The organism is Thermoactinospora rubra (assembly GCF_002093975.1).
Lineage (GTDB): Bacteria > Actinomycetota > Actinomycetes > Streptosporangiales > Streptosporangiaceae > Nonomuraea > Nonomuraea rubra_A.
In genome coordinates, this window is sequence record NZ_MSZZ01000088.1 from 1 (window position 1) to 23,007 (window position 23,007).

Here is a 23,007-nt window from a genome sequence, read left to right on the forward strand (position 1 = left end):
ACCCTCGATCATGCCCCAGACCCCGGATTAGCTGCGGAACGCGAGTATGACGGAGTCCCCGGGCAAATCGGCCCGGAGCGGCGGTGACGGGTGGATGATCGTGCACGGCGTGGGATGGGCGCGCCATCGTCAGTCGTAGGGAATCACATAAGCCAGGCCCGCTGCCTGGAGGATCACCTGCGCCGACTTCTCCAACGACATGTGATGGTCAATGATCCGCTCATGTCCGCCCGGTAGAAGATCGCGTTCGATGTACCACTCCCGCATGTGCTCCGGGGTGAACGCCGATCGTTGCGGGCGGGAGTCGTGACGTCGGAGCGTTTCCTCCCACGGGATGTCCATGGAGAAGAAGACGCTGACGCCTCGATGCTCGGCCGAAGCTCGTCGAGCATCGCGGCGTAGCGGCTGGCCGTTAGGATCCCTTCCAAGATCACGTGGTGTCCGTGGCGGAGGGCGTAGAGACAGATCGTCTTCAGCAGGCCGATGTTGACGCCGCCGGGCACATCCAGCTCGCGGAGCATCTCACGGCGGACGACGTCCTGACTGACCACGGCGAGCCCTCGCTGACCATAGGCCCGGCGTACGGCCAGCGCCAGGCTCGTCTTACCGGACCCGGAGTTGCCGCGGATCACGGCGAGTGACGGCTGCACGGAGGCCACGCTATCGGCGGTCAGGCCCAGGCCACGACCAGTTGCGTGCGGCGCTTACGGAAGATCCGGCCGACGGCCGGAACCGGCACCGTGGCATCGGCCGGGTAGAGGGTGCAGGTCGGGCCGGGGTGGCCGCGACAGTCACGGTCCCAGACCTGGACGTGGTCACGACGCTGGTGAGCGAGTCCGGTGCCGTGCGTGCCCGCACGCCGAATCTTCACCTGCGCCCCTGCGTGCGTCGTCCCGTGAAAACTCGGGGGCAGGCAGGCGAAGCTTTCCGGAGTGATGAGAACCGGGTGATGCCGGCGTGCTCCACAGGAGCCTTCTGCTTCATGAGCAAGGGGCTGAGCTCCTCCCCATCGTCCTGGAACCCCAGATCGTTACCAATATTTATGTCCAACTTATAGTGACCTTTCTCACCTTGATCACATTTCCGGATCGGGATAGAGATCGTTTGACAGGGGGCCCGGACAACCGAGAGGAAGCCAGTGAAAAAGTTAGGCGGCTTACCGCCGCGCGACCGTTGGCGCCGACACCTGGCCATCGCCACCACCCTGACGGTGTCGGCGTCTTTGCTTGTAGCGGGCGCTTTGACTCCGGCGACTCCGGCGCAGGCCGATCCGACACCCAGCCCCTCCCCGGGCTCGGCATCCTCGCCTCCCACCGTGTTCCCGCGCCCGGAGGATCCCGACGCGCCGTTGCGGGCGGCGCTGGAAGACGCCAAGCGGCAAGGCAAGCCGGTCGCCGTCGAGGCGGCCTTCACCGAGTCGTCCAGGACCTGGGCCTATCCCGACGGTCACCTGGTCACCGATACCTACGCGGGCCCGGCGCAGATCAAGCAGGCCGACGGCTCGTGGGCGTGGATCGACACCACGCTGGTGGAGGCCGACGGCGTGCTCAAGCCCAAGGTCGCCAAGGCGTCCGTGGCCTTCTCCAGCGGAGGCGATGAGCGGCCTTTTGCCAGTCTGCAGTACGGCGACGGCCAGAACCTGGCGCTGTCCTGGCCCACCGCCCTGCCCAAACCCCGCGTCGACGGCAATACGGCGACCTACGTCGATGCGGCCGGGCCGGGGGCCGACCTGGTGGTCACCGCCCGCGCCACCGGCTTCCAGCACGATGTGGTGCTTCGCCAGCGACCCGACAAGCCGGTGGAGTTTCGCATCCCGGTCAAGACCAGCGGGCTGAAGCTGGCCACGACCAAGGCCGGCGGGTTGAAGCTGAGCGACGACAAGAACACGACCATCGCGACCGCCGATGAGCCGTTCATGGTGGAGAGCGACCTGGTCCTCGCCCATGCCCGCGGACAGACGGGCAAGATCGACGCCAAGGTGGTCACCGAGACCGACGGATCCCAGACCCTCGTGCTCAAGCCCGACGCCGAGTTCCTGGCCGATGCGGACACCACCTATCCGGTCACCATCGACCCCACCGTGGGCCTGACCGTGACCCAGGACGCCACCTACAACGACGACGGCGGCACCGGCGGGTCCGGCGCCCACCTGTTCGTCGGCACCGCCCCCAAGGAGGTGACCGTCCAGGACTGCAGCGGTATCACCTGCACCTACCGTAGGGAGTACAAGGCCATCCACTACCGCAGCGCGATCCAGTTCGGCGGGTTCTCCTTCGCCGGCAAGGCGGTCGTGGATGCGCAGATGCAGCTGTTCGGCTCCTGGCAGGGCCGGTGTGACAACTGGCCGCTGACGGCTTCGGTGGCCACCTCCTCCTGGCCGGCCACGGGCGTCGGCTGGTACAACAAGCCGAACACCACCAGCCAGGGCGCCGCAACCGCCTATCCCTCCTGCAGCTCCACCAGGAGCTGGTCGAGCTGGAATGTGACCGAGGCGGCCAAGATGTGGGCCTCCGGAAGCCCCAACTACGGCGTGGAACTGTCCACCACCGAACTCAACTGGCAATACCCCGCCGACGACCCGCGCTACCCCAAACTGCAGGCCTGGACCTTCGACTCCGCCGATGCGGGCACCACCACCCCACCCAAGATGAGCGTGTCCTACCTGCTGCCGCCGGACATCCCCACCTTCACCGCCGAGGCCATCGACTCGCTGGACGGCACCAACGCCATCTCCCGCTCCGGCACCGTCAAGACCGGCTACACCTCCCGCTCCCCCGACGGCAAGAACCTGGACTACACCGTCACGGTGACCGACGCCACCACCCAAGTCCAAGCTCCCGCGGGCACGGGCGGCACTCCCACGGCGAGCAGGACGGCACAGGCGGAACCCACAACCACCGCAGATGCCACAGACACCGGACTGGTGGCCGCCTACGGCATGAACGAGGGCACCGGCACCGCGGTGGCCGACGCCTCGGGCAAGAACAACAACGGCACCGGCCAGAACATCACCTGGACCACCGGCAAGTACGGCAAGGCGGTGTCCTTCAACGGCACCTCCAGCTCCATCGGCATCCCGCACACGCCATCGCTGACACCCGCCGCCCTCACCCTGTCGGCCTGGGTGAAACCAGCCGCCATCGACGGCACCCGCACAGTCCTGTCCAAGTACTACGGCGCCTGGGGTGACAACACCTACACCCTGCAGGCCGCCACCGCCTCCGCCGCCCCCAGCGGCTGGCTGGGCACCGACCTTTTCGGCGGCACCGTCCAGGCCAGAGCCCCACTGAGCACGACCGCCTGGACCCACCTGGCGCTCACCTACGACGGCGCCACGCTCCGCCTGTTCGTCAACGGCACCCAAGCGGGTCAGCAATCCGTCTACGGAACCGTGGTCGACGACGGCGGTGAGCTGCGCATCGGCGCCGACCTCGCCTACGACACCTACTTCAAGGGCCTCATCGACGAGGTACGCATCTACAACGTCGCCCTGACCGCGGCCCAGATCCAGGCGGACATGAACGCACCGGTCTCCGCTCCCGTCCCCGGCAATCCCCCCACAGCGCCCGGCGATCCCACCGCCACCGCCGGCGAGGGCACGATCGGCCTCAAGTGGACCGCCGCCACCGACGACTACGGCATCGGCGGCTATGAAGTCCACCGCTCCAAGACCGCCGACTTCACCCCCTCGGCCGCCACCAAGCTGACCACCACCACCCAGCTCACCTACACCGACGCCAACCTGCCCGGCACCGGCACCTACCACTACCGGATCATCGCCTTGGACAACACCGGCCAGGCCGGACCCCCGTCCAAGACCGCCTCGGCCCACCTCAAGACGCTGACCATCCGCGACACCAACCTGCCCTCCGGCCAGACCGTCTCCAAGAGTTACGAGCTGGGCAGCCCGGAAACCATGCGGATCAAGGTCAAGGCCTGCATCACCGGCTACCCACAGGTGTGCAACGAGTCCCCGTACTACCGCATCACCACCGACGCGGCCCTGCTGCCCACCGACACCGAAACCGGCATGGCCGACCCGGCCCAGCCGATCCTGTCCGGCATGGTCAACCGCCCCTCCGGCGGCCCGGTGACCGCCAAGTACTACCTTTACGACAACACGGGAGCACCGGTCGGGGCTTCCCCTCTCGGGACTCGTACGGTCAACGGTGGCGAGCGTGCGTCTCTCCAGGTTCCAGCCGATACTGTCCGGCCTGGGACTTCCTACATGTGGCAGATGATCGCCTGTCTCGCAGCATCGGATGGAACCGGCGAGATCTGCACTCCCAAGACCCCGCCCGTCTCGTTCACCACTCCTGGGACGCCACCCGAGCCGCCAGTCGAAGACGTCCGTCACCTCACGTTGGGCAAGGACAACTTCGTCATCAAGACCGCCAAGACCGACCCGACTGCCTGTAACGGTGCGCCCTGTGCCGTGACCGACGACACGGTGATCAGGATTGGCGGTACGGGCGTCGAGAAGACCGCTGCCATCATTGGATTCCGGCTCAGCGAAGTTCCCGACGGTGCGGCCGTTTCAAGAGGCGTCATTAAGCTTGGCAGCCCTGTCTGTCCTACCGGAACATGCCCCTCCGATGCAATCATTAGTGCCATCCCTCTCAAGAGTACTGTGACGAGCGAAACCAAGGGCTCAGATCTGGCTGGCGACGCAGACATAAATTCTCCGCCATACTCGCTACCTCTCAGTAGTCCACAGGCCGACATAGCTGACGACGCGTTCCAGTGGGTGATGCTGACCTCCAACAAGGACGACTTCGTCATCTTTGCGGATCCGGCTGCTGGAGAGCAGCCATCTCTGGCACTGACATACCTACCTGCTGGCCCCCCTAGCAAGGTACTCAACCTCAGCGCCCAAGCCGGTGATGCAAGCGCAATTGCCAGATGGGGTCTGCCAGAATCTACGGGTAGTCTGTCGATGCTCGATGGCTTCGACGTCGACGTCATCGACAACGGCGGAAACCGCGTTAAGACCTTGGAAGTTACAGATCCATATGTGGCGATCAGCGGTCTGACCAATGACATCACGTACACAATCAAGGTGCGAGCAAAGACTCGCTTCGGTGCTAGCGCTTGGGAAAGCGTCGAAGTAACCCCGCGTCCAGTCGCGCCACCGCCACCCGACCGAACAAACTGCACTCTCGATTGGCCTTCAGCGCAATCCACTAGTGTCGCAACGGCCGGAGAGTCCGGAGCGCAGACATACATCGATCGGATTAAGGCATACTATCAAGCACAAGATGCTGTGCTTGAAGGGCGTGCCAATACAGTCTGGGATGTCCCGGGTGTTACCTCGGATGCGCCTAGTACGGCGAAGCTATCGCTTTTGAATACGGCACTCGTGCAAGAACGGGAAGCTTTGGCGCGCGCCGGGAAGACCAGAAGCGGATCTCAGGTAACACTGATCAATACCGTAGTCCAGGCCACTCAGAGTGGCGGCGTCCGGGTTATTACCGACATTAAGCGGACATGGACTGAGACAACGCAAGGTGACTCTGCAGCGACTCAATTCCAAAAAGCAGTCGCGCCCGCTGGGACAGTTGAGCCAAGCGAGTACACCGTCTCGATATTCATCTTCGACCGCTGTGGCAACATCACGATTATCGATGTACCCGTTGAGTCGGAGCAGGACCCCACTGACTTCTACTACGACGAAGAATGGGAAGCGTATCTCGCCACTGGACTCATCCCCGGGGAAACGGCGCAAGGTGTAGCTAGCCCCACGCAAACATCTAGCGCTGCCGCCACTAATGAATGTGACGCAAACCCAGATGATCAGTACCCGGCACCAAACGGTTCATGGGTGCGTGAGCATCCTGGATACAGCAAGTACCGAAACCTCAAGACTGAAAGGAATCGGACAGTCAAAGTTCTCTGGAAGACGTGGCAGCTCCACGCCGAGGCTCGGTCGAAGTGGTGCCATCCTAATGGCGAGGACTACTCATCGCTCACTACGGAGACGTGGAGAGTGCCAAGCTTTATTAACTATGTCCGGGTCTATCAAATCGGCCCATGGAAGCAGACCTCGGAGAAGCAGCGGGCAGAATACAGGTATATTCTGAACAATCTCGTTATCAAATCGGCTGGTGAAGCCTGCTTTACCACCGAACGAGACAACGCGACGGCTGGCTTCAATATTTCTATCGATACGCAACGAGTCGGAACTGGAGGCGTCTACGGAGAAGTAAACGGCTCGATCGAGACCACCTGTAAACCTTACGAAAAGGTAGGGCCCCTAAAGCCGAGCAACCCTAACCCTGGCGACACGTTCAAGCTGAGAGGCGTCTGGACCAAGAGAACTGCCAAGGCGGAGTGTTTTGAAGGTCCCCAGAGCTACTGCGAACTTACGGGATACCAGCATCGATTCGAGCCGGAAGTTGTCTTCTGTCACCACATATCTACTACGGAAGCCGACTGCCGCGAATGGGTTCCCAACCCGTACTACAGCTGGTGGCACGACTTCCTAGGCCGTAGAAAGGGAAATGGCTAGCCAACGAATCTGACGTCTGAGGGCCCGTGGCGATGCCCGGGCCCTCATCGCCACATCCAACTAACTGACAGCGGGAAAGCCGTATATGACTTACACAAGAAAGCCCCGAGCAATAGCACTTCTTTTTGTGGCAAGAGTCATACTTCTTGCCCTGGGATCGATTTCGATCATTAGTGGTATGCTGGTCATCATCTTCAGTGCCACAAATCTCTATTGGAACTCCCAAGGCATTAGTACACCCACATCCTTTGTCATAGCTGTCCTTGCCAAGCCGATCATCCTGGTACTGGGCGGTACTGGGCTGATGATTGGCAGTATCGCGGCTTCCCTTGGAAACACGCGGGCTACTTCAGCCGAGGACAAGATTGACAATGTCTGATGGCATGTGCCTTGCTCCGCTCATCCGACTGGCCAGAGCGTGAGTGCCTATGGAACGACGTCGCTCCGCCTGCTCCTTTTCCTAATGTTAGGACCGGGGCCTCTACTCTTAGACCAGCTGCGCCGCCAGCGTAAGCACCGGCAAGATAGGGCTCCCACTACACTGGCTACTGAGCTTGCGTGATGGCATTCTTCCGGTCAGCGCGAGAGTTTCCGCACGAGACTCCTTCGCCGATCAGGAACGGGTTTCCGCTGCGCGGATAGCCAGATGGTGGTGACGTTCTCACCGCTGTTGCCCACGCGTATCAGGTCTCCGTGTCCCTGAAGAGCAGGGAGGAGATGATCCTGACTGAGGCCAGGGTGGAGATCTGCGGCTCCGTAGCGATGCCGGGGATCATGCGGGTGGATATTGATCGCCACGTAGTCGCCCGAGGTGAAGAGGAGATCAAGCAGCGCCATGGGATCATCGGCGTGACCGAGGACATCAACGGCGTAGACGAGCTGGTAGTGCTGCCCGGATAGGTGGGTCAGGCATCGCACACGGCCGGCCTGCCCGAGATCCTCATCGAGTCGCCAGCGGGCGTAGGCCAGGCTCGGGTTGTCCAAGTCGTAGGCGTCGACGTCGTAACCGAGCTGGAGCAGGGCCTGGGCATCCAGGGCGATGCCGCAACCCACATCGGCGATCCGCGACAGCCCCAGCTCGTCGGCGAAGTCGATGAGCAGCTGGAAGAACCCGTCCTTGGCGCCCATGTAATGGAAGCTGGTCAGGTCATACAGGTAGCCGATGCTGCGCCTGTAGAAGTCGGAACGCAGTTCGGACCACTCCTGGTCCAGGAACCGCCGTAGGCGGTCGAAGTCCGTGAGGGCGGGGTCAAAGCGGTCGCCGAGGTAGGTGGCCAGCCGCTGCCAGGCGGTCTGGATGTCGGGGTAGGCCCGGGTCCATCGCCTGCGGATCATCGGCTGCTCATCAGCGTGGACGCCGGCCGTACGGCACAGCGCGCTCCGGTGGCTGCCGCCTGCCGTATCGCCTCGGCGACGTGGAGGACATGCAGGGCCAGATCACCCGTCGCGTGGGTGGGGTGGCCGGTGCGCAGGGCTTGGGCAATGTCCAGGACGCCCATGCTGCGACCGATCACATCGAGGGCGGGTGGTGGCTGTGGGAGGGTGTGCCAGGTGTCCTCGTCGCGGCGGCGCAGCCGTACGGCTCCGGTGTGGAAGTTGGGGTCGGGCAGGATGAGGGTGCCGTCGGTGCCGTAGATCTCCAGATGCGGGCGCATCGTGGCCTGGACGTCGAAGCTGCTGGTCATCGTGATGGAGATGCCTGTCGTGGTCTGCAGGACGGCATCGACGTGGGTGGGAGCGGTTGCCGTGAAGAGGGCGCCGGAGGCTTTGGCCCGGATGGGGCGGCAGGCGGCTGCGGCGCCGTGCACCGCGGCGATGGGGCCGAGCAGGTAGATGAGCGTGGACAGGTAGTACGGCCCCATGTCGAGCAGGGGGCCGAGGGCGTAGATCGGCTCCGGTGCGGGATGCCACCGCTCCGGCCCTGGGGAGAGCAGCGCGGCGGTGGCGGCGACCGGTTGCCCGATGAGGCCATGGGTGATGGCGTCGGCGGCGGCCTGGGCCGGTGGGGCGAGGAAGGTGTCCGGGGCCGCGCCGACCAGGACGCCGTGCTGGTCGGCGAGAGTCAGCAATGCCTCGGCCTCGCGCGAGGACAGCGCCAGGGGCTTTTCGAGGTAGACCGGCATGCCGGACCGCACCACGGCTGAACCGATCTCGAGGTGGTGTGTCGGCGGGGTCAGCACGATGACCAGGTCGGCTTCCAACCGCTCCAACGGCACTGCCTCGGGGATGGCATGCCGATCGGCGAAGGCGGCGGCGCGACCGTGGTCGATGTCGGCGCACGCCACGAGGTCGACCGTGCGACTGCGGCGCAGCGTGCGGGCGTACTCGTCGGCGACCATGCCACAGCCGACCAGGACACAGCGGATGGTGGTCATCGTGTCGGTCCTTCCGCGGGCTTGACGGCCTGGCCGAGCAGGTCGAGGAAGGCTCGCCGGTCCTCGCCTTCGGCGTAGGGGATCTGAATGTCGAGGTAGTGGTTCCAGTCAGGCGTGGCGGTGTCGGGCTGCACGGGCCAGGCGTCACAGGTGTGCAGATCGCCCGAGGTTGGCCGCCAGTGGCGCAGACCCAGAGCATCCAGCTGGGCGGCCAGCGCTGCGGCGGCCTCCGGGGTCTCACACCACAGACCGACATGGGTCCCGTTGCTGGGCTCGATGGGCAGGACCGATCCGAGGCCGGCCAGCAGCTCGGCGGCGGGGTGTTGCAGGGAGCGCACCTGTGCCACGAGCTGATCGAGGCGTTCCAGCTGGGGGATCGCCAGTGCGGCGGCGATCTCCGGCATGCGGGCGTTGCCCCGCCAGCGCGGCTGGAGTGTGCGTGCCCGGGTGTCGCCGGACAGGGCTCGGATCGTGGTGGCGAGGGCGGGATCGTCGCAGACGGCCAGCCCTCCTTCGCCGGTGGCGACGAGCTTGTAGGTCTGGGTGGAGAAGAACGCGGCGGTGCCGTAGGTGCCGACCCCGGGCACGCCCCACGCTTGGGCGCAGTCCTCGATCAACGGGATGCCGCGCTGGCACAGGTCGGCGGCGATGTGGCTGATCTCGGCGGCGGGCATGCCGCGCAGGTGGGCGATGACGACGGCGGCTGTGCGTGGTGTCAGCAGGGCGGCGATGTGCTCGCGCGATGGGGTCAGATAACGGGTGACCGGGGCGATCCGTACTGTGGCTCCGGTCGCGGCGACGGCCGCGCCGACCGAAACCCAGCCCAGGGCGGGAATGACGACCTCGCTGCCGGGACCCACGCCCAGGGCGCGCAGGGTCAACTCCAGAGCGGCCGTGGCGCTGGAGGTGGCGATGGCATGGGCCCGGCCGGTGCGCGTGGCGACCATGGTTTCCAGCCGGGGAACGTGGTGGCCGCCGATGGCGCCCAGCCGACCGGAGGCGATCACCTGGCTGGCGAGGCGGGTTTGGGCGTCGGCGGTGAGCTGGCTGTACTGGTAGAGCCCCACGATGGGCCCTCCGAACAGGTCAGGGGAAGTAGGTCACAGGAAAGCGGCTGAGGGGAGGCGTCCCAGCACCGGGATGGGTGTGAAGGCTTCGCCGTACGCGGTGCCGATCCGGCCGCCGTGCAGACGGGCGAGCGTCTCGGCCATAGGGCCGAAGTGCTCGGTGATGGGCTGGGAACGGTGCACGGCCAGAGCGCGCATCTTCTGGGCGAAGGTGGCGCCGATGTCGATGATCGTGTGCCCGAGGGTGGCGCCGTCCAGGGTGAGGCCGTTGTAGGACTCGCAGGTGTACAGCCGCTGCGGGTGCCCGGTGGTGATGACGGCCATGGGCAGGACCTCCAGGACGGCCAGGCAGGCCCGCCGGTGGTCGGGGTGGACGTCCCGGTCGGGATGGGTGATGACCACCTCGGGACGCAGCTCGGCCAGCAGATCGGCGACGGCATCGCCGGTCATCGTCGGCAGGATGCACAGCTGCGCCCCCAGAATGGCGGCACCGGCGGCGGCCTCGGCGTCTCGGACTGGGTCGTGTGCGGGAACGGCGATGGTGACCGTGGCGCCGCACTGGGCGTGCAGGGCGAGCGTGCCACCGGCCCACAGCTCGGCGTCATCGGGGTGGGCCATGACCGCGAGCACGGACGGGGCCTTCACCACAGCCCCAGCTTCTCGACGATCTCGGCGGGCCTGGGCAGCACCGGGCTGACCTGTCCGGTGGGCAGGTACGGCACGGCCACGTCGGTACGGGTGCGGATCAGTTGCCGCCAGGCCAGGACCTGGTCGAACGCCTGAAGGATCTTCTGGCCCTTGGCGCCGGTCAGGCGGCCGGAGGCGGGCAGGTCCTCCAGGGTCAGGCCGTCGGCCAGCAGCCGGGCGGCGGTGGCCGGCCCGATCCCGGAGACGCCGGGGATGTTGTCGGAGGGGTCGCCGCACAGCGCCCGGAAACACGGCCACTGGGCGGGCATCACCTGGTAGCGCTCGATCACCTGGGCGGGGCCGATGTGCCGCTTGCCGGGGTGCATGGCGGTGTTGAGCACGTGGACGTCGTCGGTGAGGAGCTGGTAGAAGTCCCGGTCGCCGGACATGATCAGCCGGTGGCGGCCCGGGCTGTGGCGGACGAGGGTGGCGATGACGTCGTCGGCTTCGGCGTCCTCGACCTCCATCCAGGCGATGCCGTAGGCGTCCAGGCCGCGTTTGACGTCGGGCAGCGCACGGATCGGTTTGAGGACGGCTTCGTCGGTGGGCCGGTTGGCCTTGTAGGCGGCGTCGGCCTGTTTGCGGGCCGCTGAGCCGTACTCGCCGTCGAAGACGACGATCACCTCGGGCGGGTGCGGGATCTCCTCGCGGATGGCCACCCGTAGCAGGGCGAAGAAGCCGAAGACGCCGGTGAGTTCGCGGCTCTTGTCGCGTGAGTAGATGGGGGCGGGGAACCCGAAGGCCGCCCGCCACAGCAGGTTGTGGCCGTCGACCAGCAGCAGGGGAGCTTCCATCACCAGACCGCCTTCAAGAATGACTCAGCGATAGTGGTGGGCCGGAAGTCCCGCGATCGGTAGTACGCAGCCCGCGATATGCGCAGGTAGGTTACCGGATCCCGAGTGATCGTCATGGCGGCTCGCCACAACTGCTCCGGGCCGCCGTCCCGGGCGACGATGACGCCGGCGGAGCCGATGAGGTCGGGGAGGTTGCCGACGTCGTAGGCGACCACCGGCGTGCCGACACTCATGGCTTCCAGGGCGACCAGGCCGAAGGTCTCAGCCAGCGACGGGACGATGACGACGGCGGCGCCCGCCAGCCATGACGGTACGCGCCGCCAGGCCAGCCCTGCGGCCTGAACCCGCAGGCGGGGATGACGAACGGCCAGGCACCGGCGCACGATCTCGGCCTGGATGCCGTCGTGCTGTTCGAACGGGGCAGCACCGAGCATCACCTCGGCTGGCCGGTCCAGGTCCGGCACGCCGTCCAGGAGCTCGGCCACACCCTTCTCCGGAGCCGGGCGCGCCAGAACGCGGATGGGTCCGCGCCGACGCAGCCGACCACGGCGAATCTCATCCAGCCAGGCGGCCTCATCGTGCAGCAGCGTGTTGGGTACGACCTGCCAGGCCGCGGTGGGGTAGCCGCGCTCTGCGGCCTGGCGCAGCACGGTCGCCGAGGGCGTGATGACCGTATCGGCCGTGGCCAGCGCCGGACGAAGGTCCTCCTCGTGACCCACCACGTGGACGGCGAGCACCTTGCGGGCCGGGTGATCCGCCATGGCGCGGCCGAGCCCCCACAGCGCATCGGTGTAGACGACGGCGTCGGCCTGGTGCCGGTGGAGGATCCCCGCGAGTTCCTCGGCGACGTCAGAACCGTCGATGGCTTCTCGCAACGCCTGATCATCGGTGGGAAACGGCACCTTCAGAGAGGCCAGCCGTACCAGATCCGGGGAGTCAGGAGCGGCGTCCGCCGCGGTGATGATGAGCGTGTCATGACCGCGGCGCCGCAGGGTCGACGCCAGGGCGGCGGTCGCGCGTTCGATCCCGGCCGGGGTGTCGGGGCGTAGGAGGCGAGGACGAAGGCGATCATGTCGTGCTCACCTGCGTGGGGATGGGCAGGAGGCTGGTCGGCTGCTTGGCCGGGGGGTACTCCCAGGGGAAGACGACCCAGTCGGCAACGTCCCAGACATACAGGTCGGGCAGGCTGTCCTCGGCGCCGGCATTGCGGCACAGGGTGGCTGTGCAGATCACGCTCCGGGGTTCGGCCAGGGAACGCAGCGCAGCGGTGACGGTGGCCAGGGTAGCGCCGCTGCCGCAGATGTCGTCCACCACCAGGAAGGGTCCCGTCAACGGCTCGACTCGGCGCAGCGTGTGAAGGCGGCGCAGGTCGCAGGTGACGTGGCCGGTGGCCTGCAGGCCGATCTCGTCGGAGGCGTTGTGCTTGGCCGTCACGACGACGACCCGGGCATCCAGCTGCGTGCCGATCGCGTAGGCGGGGAGGCTTCCGCCGGTTCCCACGCCGACGACGAGCCGCACCTCGCCCAGGCGGTCGCGGGCGGCCTGAGCCAGGAGCCGCGTGGCGGCCTGGAAGGCGTCCGGGGTGAGACGCCACAGCCGCTGGCGGGTGAAGACGCGCCTCATGCGGAACCGTCCGGGCCGGTCAGCGCGAGGTCGGCTGGCGTACGTAGGAGACGGAGCGTCTCGATGAGCTGGGCGGGCCTGCTGTTGCGCCACACGCGCCCGTCAGCCCGGATGACGGTGAACCCGCCCGCGTCCTGCCGGGTGCGCAGCCGTACCGACACCCCGGGCGGCACCTCGAGGTCCTCGATGACGGCGTGGGCGTCGCGGTCGCTCAGCGTCTCCCCGCCGGCCAGTTGTACGGCCTCCCCGATCGGCAGCAGTTGCAGGAAGGTGACTCCACCGGCGCCCAGGCGGTGTGCGAGGGTGACCATCTGCTGGGCGTGCTCGAGGGTGGCGGCCATGAGGACGGTTTGAATCTGCACGTACAACCCACAGGACACCGCCTCGGCGATGCCGGCCATGGCGCGGTTGAACGATCCCTCACCCCTCCACATGTCGTGGTCGCGTGCGGTGGGGCCGTCCAGGCTGACCTTGACGGCGTCGACGTGTCCCACGAGCCGGGCGGCGCGCTTGGAAAGCCGCCAGCCGTTGGTGGTGACGCTGACCACGCAGCCGGCCGAGGTCAGCTCGTCGGCCAGGTCGGCCAGATCCGGCAGCAGGAGGGGTTCGCCGCCGGAGATGTCCACGCCGAGGACGTTCGCGGCGCCGATCAGTGTGGCGATCCTCCGCCGGTCGGCGGCGCCCAGCTCGGGGACGCCCTTGTCGTCCAGGCAGTGCGGGCAGCGCAGGTTGCATCGGACGATCGGCGACCAGCACACGCTGACGGGCATGCCTCCACCGCAGGCGGAGGGGTGGACGACGGGCCAGCTGTGGACCTCGTCGGCATCGAGCTGCTGTCGCCCGGTGGGCAGGTCGCGGCCGGGCCGGTGGGTGAGGCCGGTAGCGGGGTCGTGGACCAGCGTCACCCCTTCCCGGCTGGCCACGCCGAAGGTTCGCATCATCGCAGTACCTCGCATCGGGACAGAAGGCGGTGTGCCGCCGCGGTGAAGGCTGCCGTGCGGCCGCGTGGGGCCGGCGCTTCCAGCAGCGACCGGTAGTGGTGCAGGGTGGCGGGCCAGGAGGCGAGCTTGGCCTGCCACAGCGTGGCGGCGTCGGGCGGGTCGAGATGGAAGCCGACGGCTTGCCGGAGGGGGATCACGAGCAGTCCGGCGGCGATCAGCGTGGCGCCCAGGTGGGTGTCTTCCATTCCCCAGCCGAGCCTGCCGAACTCCGGGTCGAATCCACCGACGTCGAACAGGGCGTGCCGTGGGACGGCGACCAGGGCCGTGACCACCATCCGGGGCAGGTCCCAGTCGTAGTACGTCCGGCCATAGCCCAGATCGAACAGGTCGCGGGTGTCATCCAGGGGGCGCCCGTCCACCGGCCGGTCCAGGACGATGCCGGAGTACATCAGCCGCGTGCCGATAGGTGGACGCCAGCGGACGCGGTGGTCGGCCTCGATGCCGGGGGTTTCGGGCAAGGCGGTGCCATAGGCGATGTTGTGCCGGAATCCGATCAGGACCGCGTCGTCGCGGGCCCGGGCCGCCAGGTCGGCGAGCACGTGGGGCGGCAGCACCATGTCGGCGTCCAGGAAGACGATGGTGGTCGCCGAGGCGGCGGCTGCGCCGACGTTGCGGGCTGTGGCGGCGCCCAGCCGTTCGGGAAGCCGCAGGACCTGGTCGACTGCCGGATGGGCACGCGCGATGGTGACGGTGCCGTCGATGCTGGCGTCGTCTACCACGAGGACCTCGGCGCGGATCGTCTGCCGCGCCAGGGCGTCGAGCACCGCGGGCAGGCAGTAGGCCACGTTGTGCGCCGGGATTATCACCGACACGTCCGGGCGCGGTGGGAGGGCGCCGGGCGCGTGCCAGGGGTGGCCGGTCACGGTCTCGAACTGCCGGGTCAACTCCTGGTGGTCATTACCTCGGCGGCGCAGCAGCGTGCGCAGTGGCTCGGTCATGGCCACCCCCATGCGTCCAGCACGGCCGCGACCGCCGCCCAGTCGCGCGGGTCGTCGATGAGGTGAAGCCGGACCTGGTGCAACTGGTCCCAGACGATCAGCTGGTACAGCGGCTCGGCGACCACGAGGACCTGTTCCGGCAGCCCCTCTGCGGTGAACTGGCGGCTGAGCGCGGTGGCGGCCAGCGGGCGCAGCTCCAACGCCCGCTCGGGCGTCAAGACCCGGTCGTACGGCATCAGCAGCCGATCGGTGTCGATCAGGCCGTGCTCGGCGGACAGGATCCGCACCCGTGCGCGCAGCTCGGGGAGATGGCTGATGCGCTGCCGCAGCCGGGGGATGCAGCCACCTTCATACAGGTCGAGGGCGGGCACCGGCTGGCCGGTGTGCCGCTTGCGGCGCGAGCAGCCGACGATGACGAGGTTCATGCCTCACGCACCACCCGCAGGCCGATGCCGCGCGAGCGCAGTTCCAGAGGAGCGGCGTTGAGGAAGGTGCACTGGGCATACAGCGGTGGCGAGGCGAAGGAGCCGCCACGGATGATGGCCCCGCCGCCCATCAGCGTTGAGGCGGTCCACTCCCACACGGTGCCGGCGACGTCCAGCAGGCCCAGTGGGGTCGCGCCGTCGGGATGGGAGCCGACGAGGCCGGGATGCCCGAGGCCGGAGTCGCGCAGGTTGGCCAGGTGTGGCTGCCACGGCTGGTCGCCCCAGGGATAGCGGCGCCGCTGAGGTCCGGCGGCCATCCACTCCCACTCGGCTGATGTCGGGAGCCGCCCGCCGAGCCGTGCGGCGATGGTGGCGGCCTCCTCGTGGTTGACGTCTGTCAGAGGCTTGCCCGCCTGGCAGGTCAGCGGAGTGGCGCTCCAGTACAGGGGACGGATGCGGATGGGGCGGCCCTCGTCGCCGTACTGGCAGATCCCGCCAGGCACGAGGATCCACCTAATGGCTTCGGTGATGTCCGGGGTTAGGAGCACGTAGGTTCCTTCCTTGCAAGAGGTCGTCTGGGGCATGGGTCACCCGGCGATCAGGAAGAGGTCCTCGGCGCAGGCGTGCTCGCGCAGACGGGTCTTGGCCGGGTTGGCGGTCAGCCCGATCGTCGCCAGGGCTTCGCGGATGCGGTTCCTGGCTTGCTCGGCTTCGGTACGGCTGGCCGTGAAGGCGCAGTAGTTGTCGGCGAAGCGGACGATGCGCAAGTCGTTCAGTAGCTGGTCAGCCCGCGACAGCCGCAGATTGATCAGCAGCGGGGCCAGCCCCGTGCCGGGTGTCAATGGAGAGGGCAGGCCCACCAGGGCGGTGTGGAACAGGCGCAGAAAACTGCCGTCGTGGACGTGCGTGGCGAGCCATCCGGTGGCCTCCTCGGGGTCCGATCCGTGGGAGACGCGCTCGACGTCCACGTCCGCCACCCAGTCGTAGCCGTCCTGAATGAAAGTCGTGGCCTGGCGCAGAGCAGTCAGCCGGTTCCGGCCTGGCCGGTAGCCGGAGACCCAGTCGGCCAGCACCCGAGCCTCCAGGATCGGTTCGATCGCGTTGCGCATCGCCCGGTGCACCAACCGGTCCTCCACCGTGGGGATCACGCACGGCAACGGGGTGCCGGAGTAGGTGATGAACGGATTGGCCCGCAGCGGTCCCGGCCGCCAGGACCCCTCCCGCAGCGCCGCCGCCAGTTGAGGGATCCGTACGGCAGCGGCCCGCCGGTAGTCCGCCCAGGTCATGCCGTCGATCCCCGGGGCCGACCGGCGTCGGCCGCACTGACGCAGGGCCCGGACGAGATGAGGTTCTGTGAGAAAGGGCATCAGGGAATGGCTTTGCGGGCTTATGCTGGTGTTCGCCTGGGCGGCAGGAACGATCCCGGCCTCCTCGCCAGTCAGGGTCAGCACTCCAGCACGCGCGGCCCGGCAGGCCGGGAACGACGGCCCCGCTCCAGGTCTGAGCTCAGCGGACACCGGTGCCCTCCAGCAGGATGTGCAGGCGGCTGCTCAGGTTCCAGCCCCGCGCCAGCGTTTCGTCGGCGATCTCCCGCATCTTCGTCACCACGTGGGACGAGCTGATCGCCTGTGGCATCACCCAGATCGGGGCCAAGCCGTACTCGGCCTCCAACCTGGCGATCTCCTCCAAGTCGTCGGCACTGTCGACGACGAACTTGAAGACGGCTTTCCGCGAGCGTGTGAACACCTCCAGCGCCTCGGGGTTGATCCGCCTGGCGTACGGGAGGTGGGAGTTGGCGAGCTTGGGCGAGACGTTCCAGCCCTTCACCGCGGTGAGCAGGCCGGCCTCTGGCGCGACGGTGCCGTTGGTCTCGACCTCGGTTCGCCGGCCGTGGGCACGCAGCATGTCCACCAGCCAGACCAGCTTGTCCTGTTGCAGCAACGGCTCGCCGCCGGTGATGACCACCAAGGGTGCCGGGATGGCCAGCACCTCGTGTAGCACCTCGGACTCGCTCATCCGCCGGGTGATGGCCGACAGGTCATAGCGGGTGGTGTCCCAGGTCTCCGGGGTGTCGCACCAGGCGCAGGTGAGGTTGCATCTGCTCAGGCGTAGGAACGCGGCCTGCTGGCCGGTCGAGGGTCCCTCGCCCTGGAAGGTCGGGCCGAAGATCTCGGTGACGAGGAGGTTCATGTCGCCCTCCGGTATTCGGCCCAGGTCGCGTCGGTCTCCGAAACCCTGACCGCGTGCAGCAGGTGGGCGACGGGCAGGTTGGCCTCGCACCAGGCGTAGATCGTCTGCGCCAGCCGTTCGCTGGTCGGAGGTCCGTCGAGCACGTCGTTCAGGTGGCGGTGGTCGTAGATGTCCCGCAGGAAGTCACGCACCGGACACAGTTCGGCGAAGTCGACGACGAAGCCGTGGCTGTCCAGCTCGGCGGCGGCGAGCTGGACCTCGACCGTGTAGTTGTGGCCGTGGAGCCGTCGGCAGGGGTGACCTTCCGGCAGGGATTCCAGCCGGTGGCTGGCACTGAACTGGAATCTCTTGGCGATCACGTACATGGCGTCACCGGGGCCGGGTCCTCGTAGTCGGTGGGGTCGGCCACTCCGGCCAGCGCGAAGGCTTCCTTGCGTTCGGTGCAGGTGCCGCACCGGCCGCAGTGCCGCCTCCCGCCGCGGTAGCAGGACCAGGTCGCGGCGAAGGGCACACCGAGTTCGGCGCCCAGCCGTACGATCTCGACCTTGGTCATCCCGACGAAGGGCGTCACGATCTGGAAGCCGTCCACTGTGAAACCCTTGGTGGCCAAGGCGGCCATGCGCCGGTAGGCCTCGACGAACTCCGGGCGGCAGTCGGGGTAGATCGGGTGGTCGCCGGCGTGCGCGCCGAAGGCGACGGTGTTCGCGTTGACGGAGACGGCCAGTGCGACGGCCAGGTCCAGCAGCAGCGCGTTGCGGTTCGGCACGACGGTGGCCCACATGGAGGCGTCGGTGTAGTAGCCGGACGGCACCGGGACGCGGGCGTCGGTGAGCGCCGAGCCGGTCATCAGCGCGGCAAGGCCAGGCAGGTCCAACCGGATGTGGTCGGCGCCGAGCTCGTCGGCGATCCGTTCCAGGCGCGCCAGCTCAACGCGGTGCCGTTGCCCGTAGTCCACGCCGAGCAGCGTGATCCGGGTCGCACCGTCGGCCCGCAGCAGATAGGCCAGCGTGGTGGAGTCCAGGCCACCTGAAGCCACGACGACGGCGTGGCCGATCGGATGTTGGTCATTGCTCATGACGGCTGTCCTCCCTTCGGGGCGAGAGTGGGCCAGGACCGGCGGCAGAGATCTCCGCGCCGTACCGCCGGTCCTGGTGCTTGAGTGCGGTAACGCCTGTTGGCCGGTCCGCTCCCGCGACGGTCGGTCTGTGGCTGGTGAGTGGTCATGTGCTTGCAGCGGACAGGGCCAGGCCTTGGTGCCGGGTGGCCACCCGGTGTGCGGCGGTCTCTACGTCCGAGACGGGGGCGTAGGCGTACTCACGCCAGTGACCATCCGGACCGCTGTAGCGGCCGGTCCACCAGCTGAAGGAGCCTCCATCGCACCAGATGATCAGCCCCGAGCGGAGGTGCAGCAGCGCAACGCCAACTCCTTCGACACGGTCCGCGATGACGCCGAACTCGGCAAGACGCTCTTGCAGCCGTCGAGCAGCAACACCGGCAGTCGGCGGGGTGGTCGGCTGGTGTGCGTACATGAGAGGGATCGTCACGGTGGGTCCCAGTGGTAGGGGGTTCGGAGCGGTGCGGAAGGGGACGCGGCGTGGTCCGCGAATACGCGGTGACCTGGCTTCTGGTTGCCGAGGGCGATGACAAGCGGCCGCACAAGAAGCGCCCCAGCGGTGGTGCCCAGGGCCTCGGCGGAGGTCGAAGCACCAGCGGGCAACCCCTCTACCACCTGATGATCGTCTGTCGTGCCAAGGCCGTGGGGGCGGACCTGGCAGACCTCGTCCTGCCGCCCATGGAATGTGGAGGGGCCAGCATGGAGGTGCGAGCGAGGCCCTGCCAGAACTCTGCGTTATGAGGTGGACGGCACCGAACGATGTCACGATGCGTTCCTCCGGGCATCGCCCGCGATGGCGAACAGGGCAAGTTCGGCGAGAGGCCCGGGCAGCGGTCGCTTCACGAGCGTGCGGTAGTGCTCGGCGAGGCGCGTTGCCGCCGTGGCCGGCGTCCGCGCGTACGTCCACAGGGCGCTGCCCCTCGAGCTCGCATCGGGCGACTGCCAAACGATCGTCCGCCCATCGGTGAAGGCCACCAGATGGGGCCACAGCGAACACGCTGCCCGATGCTCGTCGCCCATCACGTGGGAGGGGACGTTCAGTCGCTCAAGCTCAGCCTGCAGCTCATACGCCACGGCAATGGCCGATGCGGCTCCGGCGTTGGGCAGCTGCTCGATGACGCTGGACAGGTACACGGTCTCGGCTCCTGACGAAGGGACGGTGGAGGCAGACGGCTGGTCGTCCCCACCTTGAGCCGGTGCGGATCCGCTCGGGAGACCAGACGGTGGGGTAGTCAAGGGGCAGATCGAGGGCAGATTGGCGGGCCTTGCCCGGGTGCCCTATGCGACGATGCAGCTGCGTGCCACCCTCGGGAAGGGAATGGTCGATGCCTGACCCCAACGACGCGCTGCGACGTGCGCGGGAAAGCCTGCCTTCTCCGACCACACCCGGCGAGCCGACAAGTCGGCAGGAACTCGCAGACCTGGTCAACGCTTGGATCTACGAACGTCACAAGCGGGTGACCTGCCTGACCGCGAACTACATCGGCAAGCTGGAACGTGGCCTCGTACGGTGGCCGCAAGCGGACTACCGGGAAGCGTTGCGGGCGATCCTGGGCGTGGATGCAGACGCCGAGCTGGGATTCTGCCGGCCGAGGAGATCGACCGCTGTACTTGCGGTGAAGGAAGAGGGGGATGTGAACCGCAAGGCTTTCCTACGCACAGCGATCGGCGCCGCGGCGTCGATGATCCCACTGATCGACCTCACGCAGTTCGCCCAGCCTGTCGAGGTGCCCAAAGCCGTCCAGGCCGCCGACATCCGCGAGCTACGGGTGATGGCCGGCGTGTTCTCTACCTGGGATCACACCTACGGCGGCAGCCTCGTGCGCGAGGCGGTCAACGCGCAGTTGCGCTACTCGGTCGGTCTGCTCCGGCACTCAACATGCCCGCGGTCGCTGCATGACGAGCTGTACGTGGCGGTGGGCTGGCTTGCCCACACGGGCGCGGCCATGGCGTTCGATGCTTACGCGCACGACGACGCCCGCAAGATGTTCCACCTAGCCCTGTCCTGCGCCGAAGAGGCAGGCGACTGGCACCTGCGCGCCAAGGTCCTGTCCTTGATGGCGCGCCAGGCGATCTGGTGCGGCGACGCCGACAACGGGCTGACTCTCGTCGAGCTCGCTCTGGTGCGCGCCGACCGGCTCACCCCTGCCGAACGCGCCATGCTGTACACCGCTCGTGCCCGGGCCCTGGCCGCGTTGGGCAGGGTGCAGGAGACCCTGGAATCCGTACAGCGGGCCGACGAGCAGTTCGCCAAGATCCACCCATCCGACGAGCGGCCCTGGATGCGCTACTACGACGCCGCGCAGCATGCCGGCGACACCGGCCATGCGTTGTTCGACCTGGCCATGCGCAGCAGCCAGTACGTGGGAGAAGCGTCCGCCAGGCTCCGTGCAGCCATCGAAGGACACGCCCCGGCGTATGTACGGTCGCGCGCGATCAGCGGCATCAAGCTCGCCTCCCTGACGATGGCGACGGGCGACCCCGAGGAGGCCGCGGGCATCGGCATGCGCGCCCTGAGCGATGCCGGCAGAGTGCGCTCCTGCCGTACCCGCGACCACATGGCAGAGTTGCACCGACTGGCCCGTCCCCACGAGGAACGCACGCCCGTGGCCGAACTCCGACACCAGATCCGAACGGTGACCCAGGCATGACCCTCCCAGGCGACGCTGAGACCGAGATCCGGCGCCTGCTCGCTGTCGCCTGCCAGCGGGCTGGCATCGATCCGGTCGGCGCCGAGCTGATGCGGTCCGGCGAGAACGTCCTTTTCCGGCTCCGTGGCGGGATCGTCGCCCGGATTTCCCGGGTCGGGCAGATGGCGGCCGCCGCGCGCGAGGTGAACGTCGCGCGCTGGCTGGAGGCCCACCAGGTGCCTGCCGTACAGGCGCTCCCCGACGTCGACCAGCCCGTCGAGGTCGACGGGCGGGCGGTGACCTGGTGGCGAGAGCTGCCACCGCACCGCCACGGCACCGCCCTGGAGGTAGCCCTCGCGCTGCGCCGCCTGCATGAGCTGCCGCCGCCCACGACATTCGATATTGGCCGACTGGACCCGTTCGTACGGCTGGGCGAGCGCATCGACCGGGCCGTCACCCTGCCCGAGGCGGATCGGGCCTGGATGCGCGACCATCTGGCCGGCCTGCGCGAGCGGTACGCCAACCTTCCGGCAGGCCTTCCGGAGAGCGTCGTGCACGGCGATGCGTGGATCGGCAACGTGGTGGGCACCGAGGATGGCCGGGTGGTGCTGCTGGACCTGGAACGCTGCTCGATCGGCCCGCCCGAATGGGACCTGGTGTCCACCGCCGTCAAGGTTTTCACGCTGGGCGGCATCACGGTGGAGGACTACAAGCAGTTCGTCGCCTCCTACGGGCACGATGTCACGCAGTGGGCGGGATTTGAGATGCTGCGCGACATTCGCGAGTTCCGCCTGGTCTGCATGGCCGCGCAGGCCGCCGGGGAGAATCCCGTCCATCACGACGAGGCCGTCCTGCGGTTGGCCTGCCTGCGAGGGGAGCGAGGGCCTCGGCCCTGGACGTGGACGGCCGTCACGTGACTTACTGCCCATTGAGGGAGCTGTCGCTCCTATGTTGGGTGGGCATCAGGTCGATGCCTCTGCTCTCGACAGGGCAGCAAGCTCATCCCTTGAGCTGATCTGGTCTATAGCAACGCGAGCATTCGCCCTGCCTGAGCGGTCTTGGTCTCTCCGCTGGTCCGCAGCAGCCAATGCAACGCGAGGAAGCGGCGACACTCTGTGAACCTGGGAGCTTCGTGAGCGGTCAGCTCCAACCTCTCCAGCACCGCGGTCATGCCGGAGCTGTCGTTGCGCCACACCGATATGTGCTCTATGACCACGGTGAGCTCGAATGCGCGATCGCTGAGGCCGGAGTATTCAAAATCAACGACCCGGATGTTGTGTGCCCCTTGATCGGTCCACGCACTGCAGCGCCGCCAAGCCGAGACATCACCACAGTCGGCGGATCAGCGTCCAGATCGGCGGTCACTGGCGCAGGCGCCAGCCCGGGCTCGTACTCATTGAGCAGCTCCAATGCTCGCCATTCCCGTTCAGGCTCGCCATAGGCCAACGATCGGTATTGCTTGATCACCACATCAGGCCGCACTTCGATCGTGTGCTTGCCTGCCTGGCTACCCATGCACTCTCCGGTCTTCGTCGAGGATCATGATCCTATTAGCGAGCCCATCCATGCCAAGCGGGACGTAGCACTCAGGTCCACGCCATCGCCTCGTGGGAGCAATGATCGAAACCTGTGGATCTGACGGGAAGGGGTGTACC

23 protein-coding genes and 1 pseudogene are annotated in these 23,007 nt (G+C 67.4%); 4 read left to right on the forward strand and 20 right to left on the reverse strand.

The window, feature by feature from the left end:
• Positions 1-129: 129 nt before the first annotated feature.
• Both BSB02_RS42790 and BSB02_RS42795 read right to left on the reverse strand, forming a co-directional pair.
• Complete coding sequence (locus tag BSB02_RS42790) at positions 130-342, reverse strand: P-loop NTPase family protein (protein WP_240507037.1); 213 nt, start codon at positions 340-342, stop codon at positions 130-132.
• A gap of 80 nt (positions 343-422) precedes the next feature.
• Positions 423-659: pseudogene (locus tag BSB02_RS42795) on the reverse strand (P-loop NTPase family protein); the annotation flags it as partial.
• Positions 660-1,315: 656 nt separating this feature from the next.
• Between BSB02_RS42795 and BSB02_RS37950 the strand changes: the two are divergent.
• Together BSB02_RS37950 and BSB02_RS40325 are read left to right on the forward strand one after the other, a co-directional pair.
• The gene (locus BSB02_RS37950) at positions 1,316-6,508 is read left to right on the forward strand and encodes a LamG-like jellyroll fold domain-containing protein (RefSeq protein ID WP_143591706.1); all 5,193 of its coding nucleotides are present in this window, start codon (positions 1,316-1,318) and stop codon (positions 6,506-6,508) included.
• A gap of 178 nt (positions 6,509-6,686) precedes the next feature.
• Positions 6,687-6,887 (forward strand): hypothetical protein, encoded by a 201-nt coding sequence (locus tag BSB02_RS40325; RefSeq protein ID WP_143591708.1) that lies wholly within the window; start codon positions 6,687-6,689, stop codon positions 6,885-6,887.
• Between the two features lie 197 nt (positions 6,888-7,084).
• Here the strand turns inward: BSB02_RS40325 and BSB02_RS37955 are convergent, their stop codons facing one another.
• The 17 genes from BSB02_RS37955 to BSB02_RS38030 all read right to left on the reverse strand — a co-directional run bounded on the left by BSB02_RS37955 (position 7,085) and on the right by BSB02_RS38030 (position 19,856).
• Positions 7,085-7,843, reverse strand: coding sequence for a methyltransferase domain-containing protein (locus BSB02_RS37955; protein ID WP_084965843.1), 759 nt, complete (start codon positions 7,841-7,843; stop codon positions 7,085-7,087).
• Positions 7,840-8,883, reverse strand: a complete 1,044-nt coding sequence (locus tag BSB02_RS37960; protein WP_084965844.1) for a Gfo/Idh/MocA family protein — start codon at positions 8,881-8,883, stop codon at positions 7,840-7,842. The genes BSB02_RS37955 and BSB02_RS37960 overlap by 4 nt, the downstream gene beginning before the upstream one ends.
• Positions 8,880-9,950, reverse strand: coding sequence for an aminotransferase class I/II-fold pyridoxal phosphate-dependent enzyme (locus BSB02_RS37965; RefSeq protein ID WP_158088866.1), 1,071 nt, complete (start codon positions 9,948-9,950; stop codon positions 8,880-8,882). Before BSB02_RS37965 ends, BSB02_RS37960 begins: the two co-directional genes overlap by 4 nt.
• Before the next feature lie 33 nt (positions 9,951-9,983).
• A complete protein-coding gene (locus BSB02_RS37970; RefSeq protein WP_240507028.1) occupies positions 9,984-10,595 on the reverse strand; it encodes a PIG-L deacetylase family protein in 612 nt (203 codons plus the stop codon).
• Positions 10,592-11,431 carry a 5'-3' exonuclease gene (locus BSB02_RS37975; protein ID WP_240507030.1) on the reverse strand — a complete coding sequence of 280 codons (840 nt, stop codon included), beginning with the start codon at positions 11,429-11,431 and terminating at the stop codon, positions 10,592-10,594. Before BSB02_RS37975 ends, BSB02_RS37970 begins: the two co-directional genes overlap by 4 nt.
• Positions 11,431-12,456, reverse strand: coding sequence for a glycosyltransferase family 4 protein (locus BSB02_RS37980; RefSeq protein WP_276206398.1), 1,026 nt, complete (start codon positions 12,454-12,456; stop codon positions 11,431-11,433). The genes BSB02_RS37975 and BSB02_RS37980 overlap by 1 nt, the downstream gene beginning before the upstream one ends.
• Before the next feature lie 43 nt (positions 12,457-12,499).
• Positions 12,500-13,054 (reverse strand): phosphoribosyltransferase, encoded by a 555-nt coding sequence (locus BSB02_RS37985; RefSeq protein ID WP_084965846.1) that lies wholly within the window; start codon positions 13,052-13,054, stop codon positions 12,500-12,502.
• Positions 13,051-13,995 (reverse strand): radical SAM protein, encoded by a 945-nt coding sequence (locus BSB02_RS37990; protein WP_084965847.1) that lies wholly within the window; start codon positions 13,993-13,995, stop codon positions 13,051-13,053. Before BSB02_RS37990 ends, BSB02_RS37985 begins: the two co-directional genes overlap by 4 nt.
• Positions 13,992-14,993, reverse strand: a complete 1,002-nt coding sequence (locus tag BSB02_RS37995) for a glycosyltransferase family 2 protein (protein WP_084965860.1) — start codon at positions 14,991-14,993, stop codon at positions 13,992-13,994. Before BSB02_RS37995 ends, BSB02_RS37990 begins: the two co-directional genes overlap by 4 nt.
• Positions 14,990-15,418 (reverse strand): DUF6884 domain-containing protein, encoded by a 429-nt coding sequence (locus tag BSB02_RS38000; RefSeq protein WP_084965848.1) that lies wholly within the window; start codon positions 15,416-15,418, stop codon positions 14,990-14,992. Before BSB02_RS38000 ends, BSB02_RS37995 begins: the two co-directional genes overlap by 4 nt.
• Positions 15,415-15,921 (reverse strand): formylglycine-generating enzyme family protein, encoded by a 507-nt coding sequence (locus tag BSB02_RS38005; RefSeq protein WP_240507031.1) that lies wholly within the window; start codon positions 15,919-15,921, stop codon positions 15,415-15,417. Before BSB02_RS38005 ends, BSB02_RS38000 begins: the two co-directional genes overlap by 4 nt.
• Positions 15,922-16,005: 84 nt before the next feature.
• Positions 16,006-16,704 (reverse strand): reverse transcriptase domain-containing protein, encoded by a 699-nt coding sequence (locus BSB02_RS38010; protein ID WP_206185113.1) that lies wholly within the window; start codon positions 16,702-16,704, stop codon positions 16,006-16,008.
• A 220-nt stretch (positions 16,705-16,924) separates the two neighbouring features.
• Positions 16,925-17,608 (reverse strand): 7-carboxy-7-deazaguanine synthase QueE, encoded by a 684-nt coding sequence (locus BSB02_RS38015; protein ID WP_084965851.1) that lies wholly within the window; start codon positions 17,606-17,608, stop codon positions 16,925-16,927.
• On the reverse strand, positions 17,605-17,973 hold the full coding sequence (gene queD, locus BSB02_RS38020; RefSeq protein WP_084965852.1) for a 6-carboxytetrahydropterin synthase QueD: 369 nt from the start codon (positions 17,971-17,973) through the stop codon (positions 17,605-17,607). The genes BSB02_RS38015 and queD overlap by 4 nt, the downstream gene beginning before the upstream one ends.
• Positions 17,964-18,683: a 7-cyano-7-deazaguanine synthase QueC gene (gene queC / locus BSB02_RS38025; protein ID WP_084965853.1), complete on the reverse strand. Its 720-nt coding sequence runs from the start codon at positions 18,681-18,683 to the stop codon at positions 17,964-17,966. The genes queD and queC overlap by 10 nt, the downstream gene beginning before the upstream one ends.
• 145 nt (positions 18,684-18,828) lie before the next feature.
• Positions 18,829-19,137 carry a hypothetical protein gene (locus BSB02_RS40330; RefSeq protein WP_143591710.1) on the reverse strand — a complete coding sequence of 103 codons (309 nt, stop codon included), beginning with the start codon at positions 19,135-19,137 and terminating at the stop codon, positions 18,829-18,831.
• Positions 19,138-19,484: 347 nt separating this feature from the next.
• The gene (locus BSB02_RS38030; RefSeq protein ID WP_084965854.1) at positions 19,485-19,856 is read right to left on the reverse strand and encodes a hypothetical protein; all 372 of its coding nucleotides are present in this window, start codon (positions 19,854-19,856) and stop codon (positions 19,485-19,487) included.
• Positions 19,857-20,047: 191 nt separating this feature from the next.
• On the opposite strand from BSB02_RS38030, the gene BSB02_RS38035 reads away from it, so the two are divergent.
• Together BSB02_RS38035 and BSB02_RS38040 are read left to right on the forward strand one after the other, a co-directional pair.
• Positions 20,048-21,373 carry an NsdA family TPR-like regulatory protein gene (locus BSB02_RS38035; protein ID WP_084965855.1) on the forward strand — a complete coding sequence of 442 codons (1,326 nt, stop codon included), beginning with the start codon at positions 20,048-20,050 and terminating at the stop codon, positions 21,371-21,373.
• Positions 21,370-22,269, forward strand: a complete 900-nt coding sequence (locus tag BSB02_RS38040; protein WP_084965856.1) for an aminoglycoside phosphotransferase family protein — start codon at positions 21,370-21,372, stop codon at positions 22,267-22,269. The genes BSB02_RS38035 and BSB02_RS38040 overlap by 4 nt, the downstream gene beginning before the upstream one ends.
• Before the next feature lie 289 nt (positions 22,270-22,558).
• Here the strand turns inward: BSB02_RS38040 and BSB02_RS40335 are convergent, their stop codons facing one another.
• Positions 22,559-22,867 (reverse strand): hypothetical protein, encoded by a 309-nt coding sequence (locus tag BSB02_RS40335; RefSeq protein ID WP_143591712.1) that lies wholly within the window; start codon positions 22,865-22,867, stop codon positions 22,559-22,561.
• Positions 22,868-23,007: the final 140 nt, after the last annotated feature.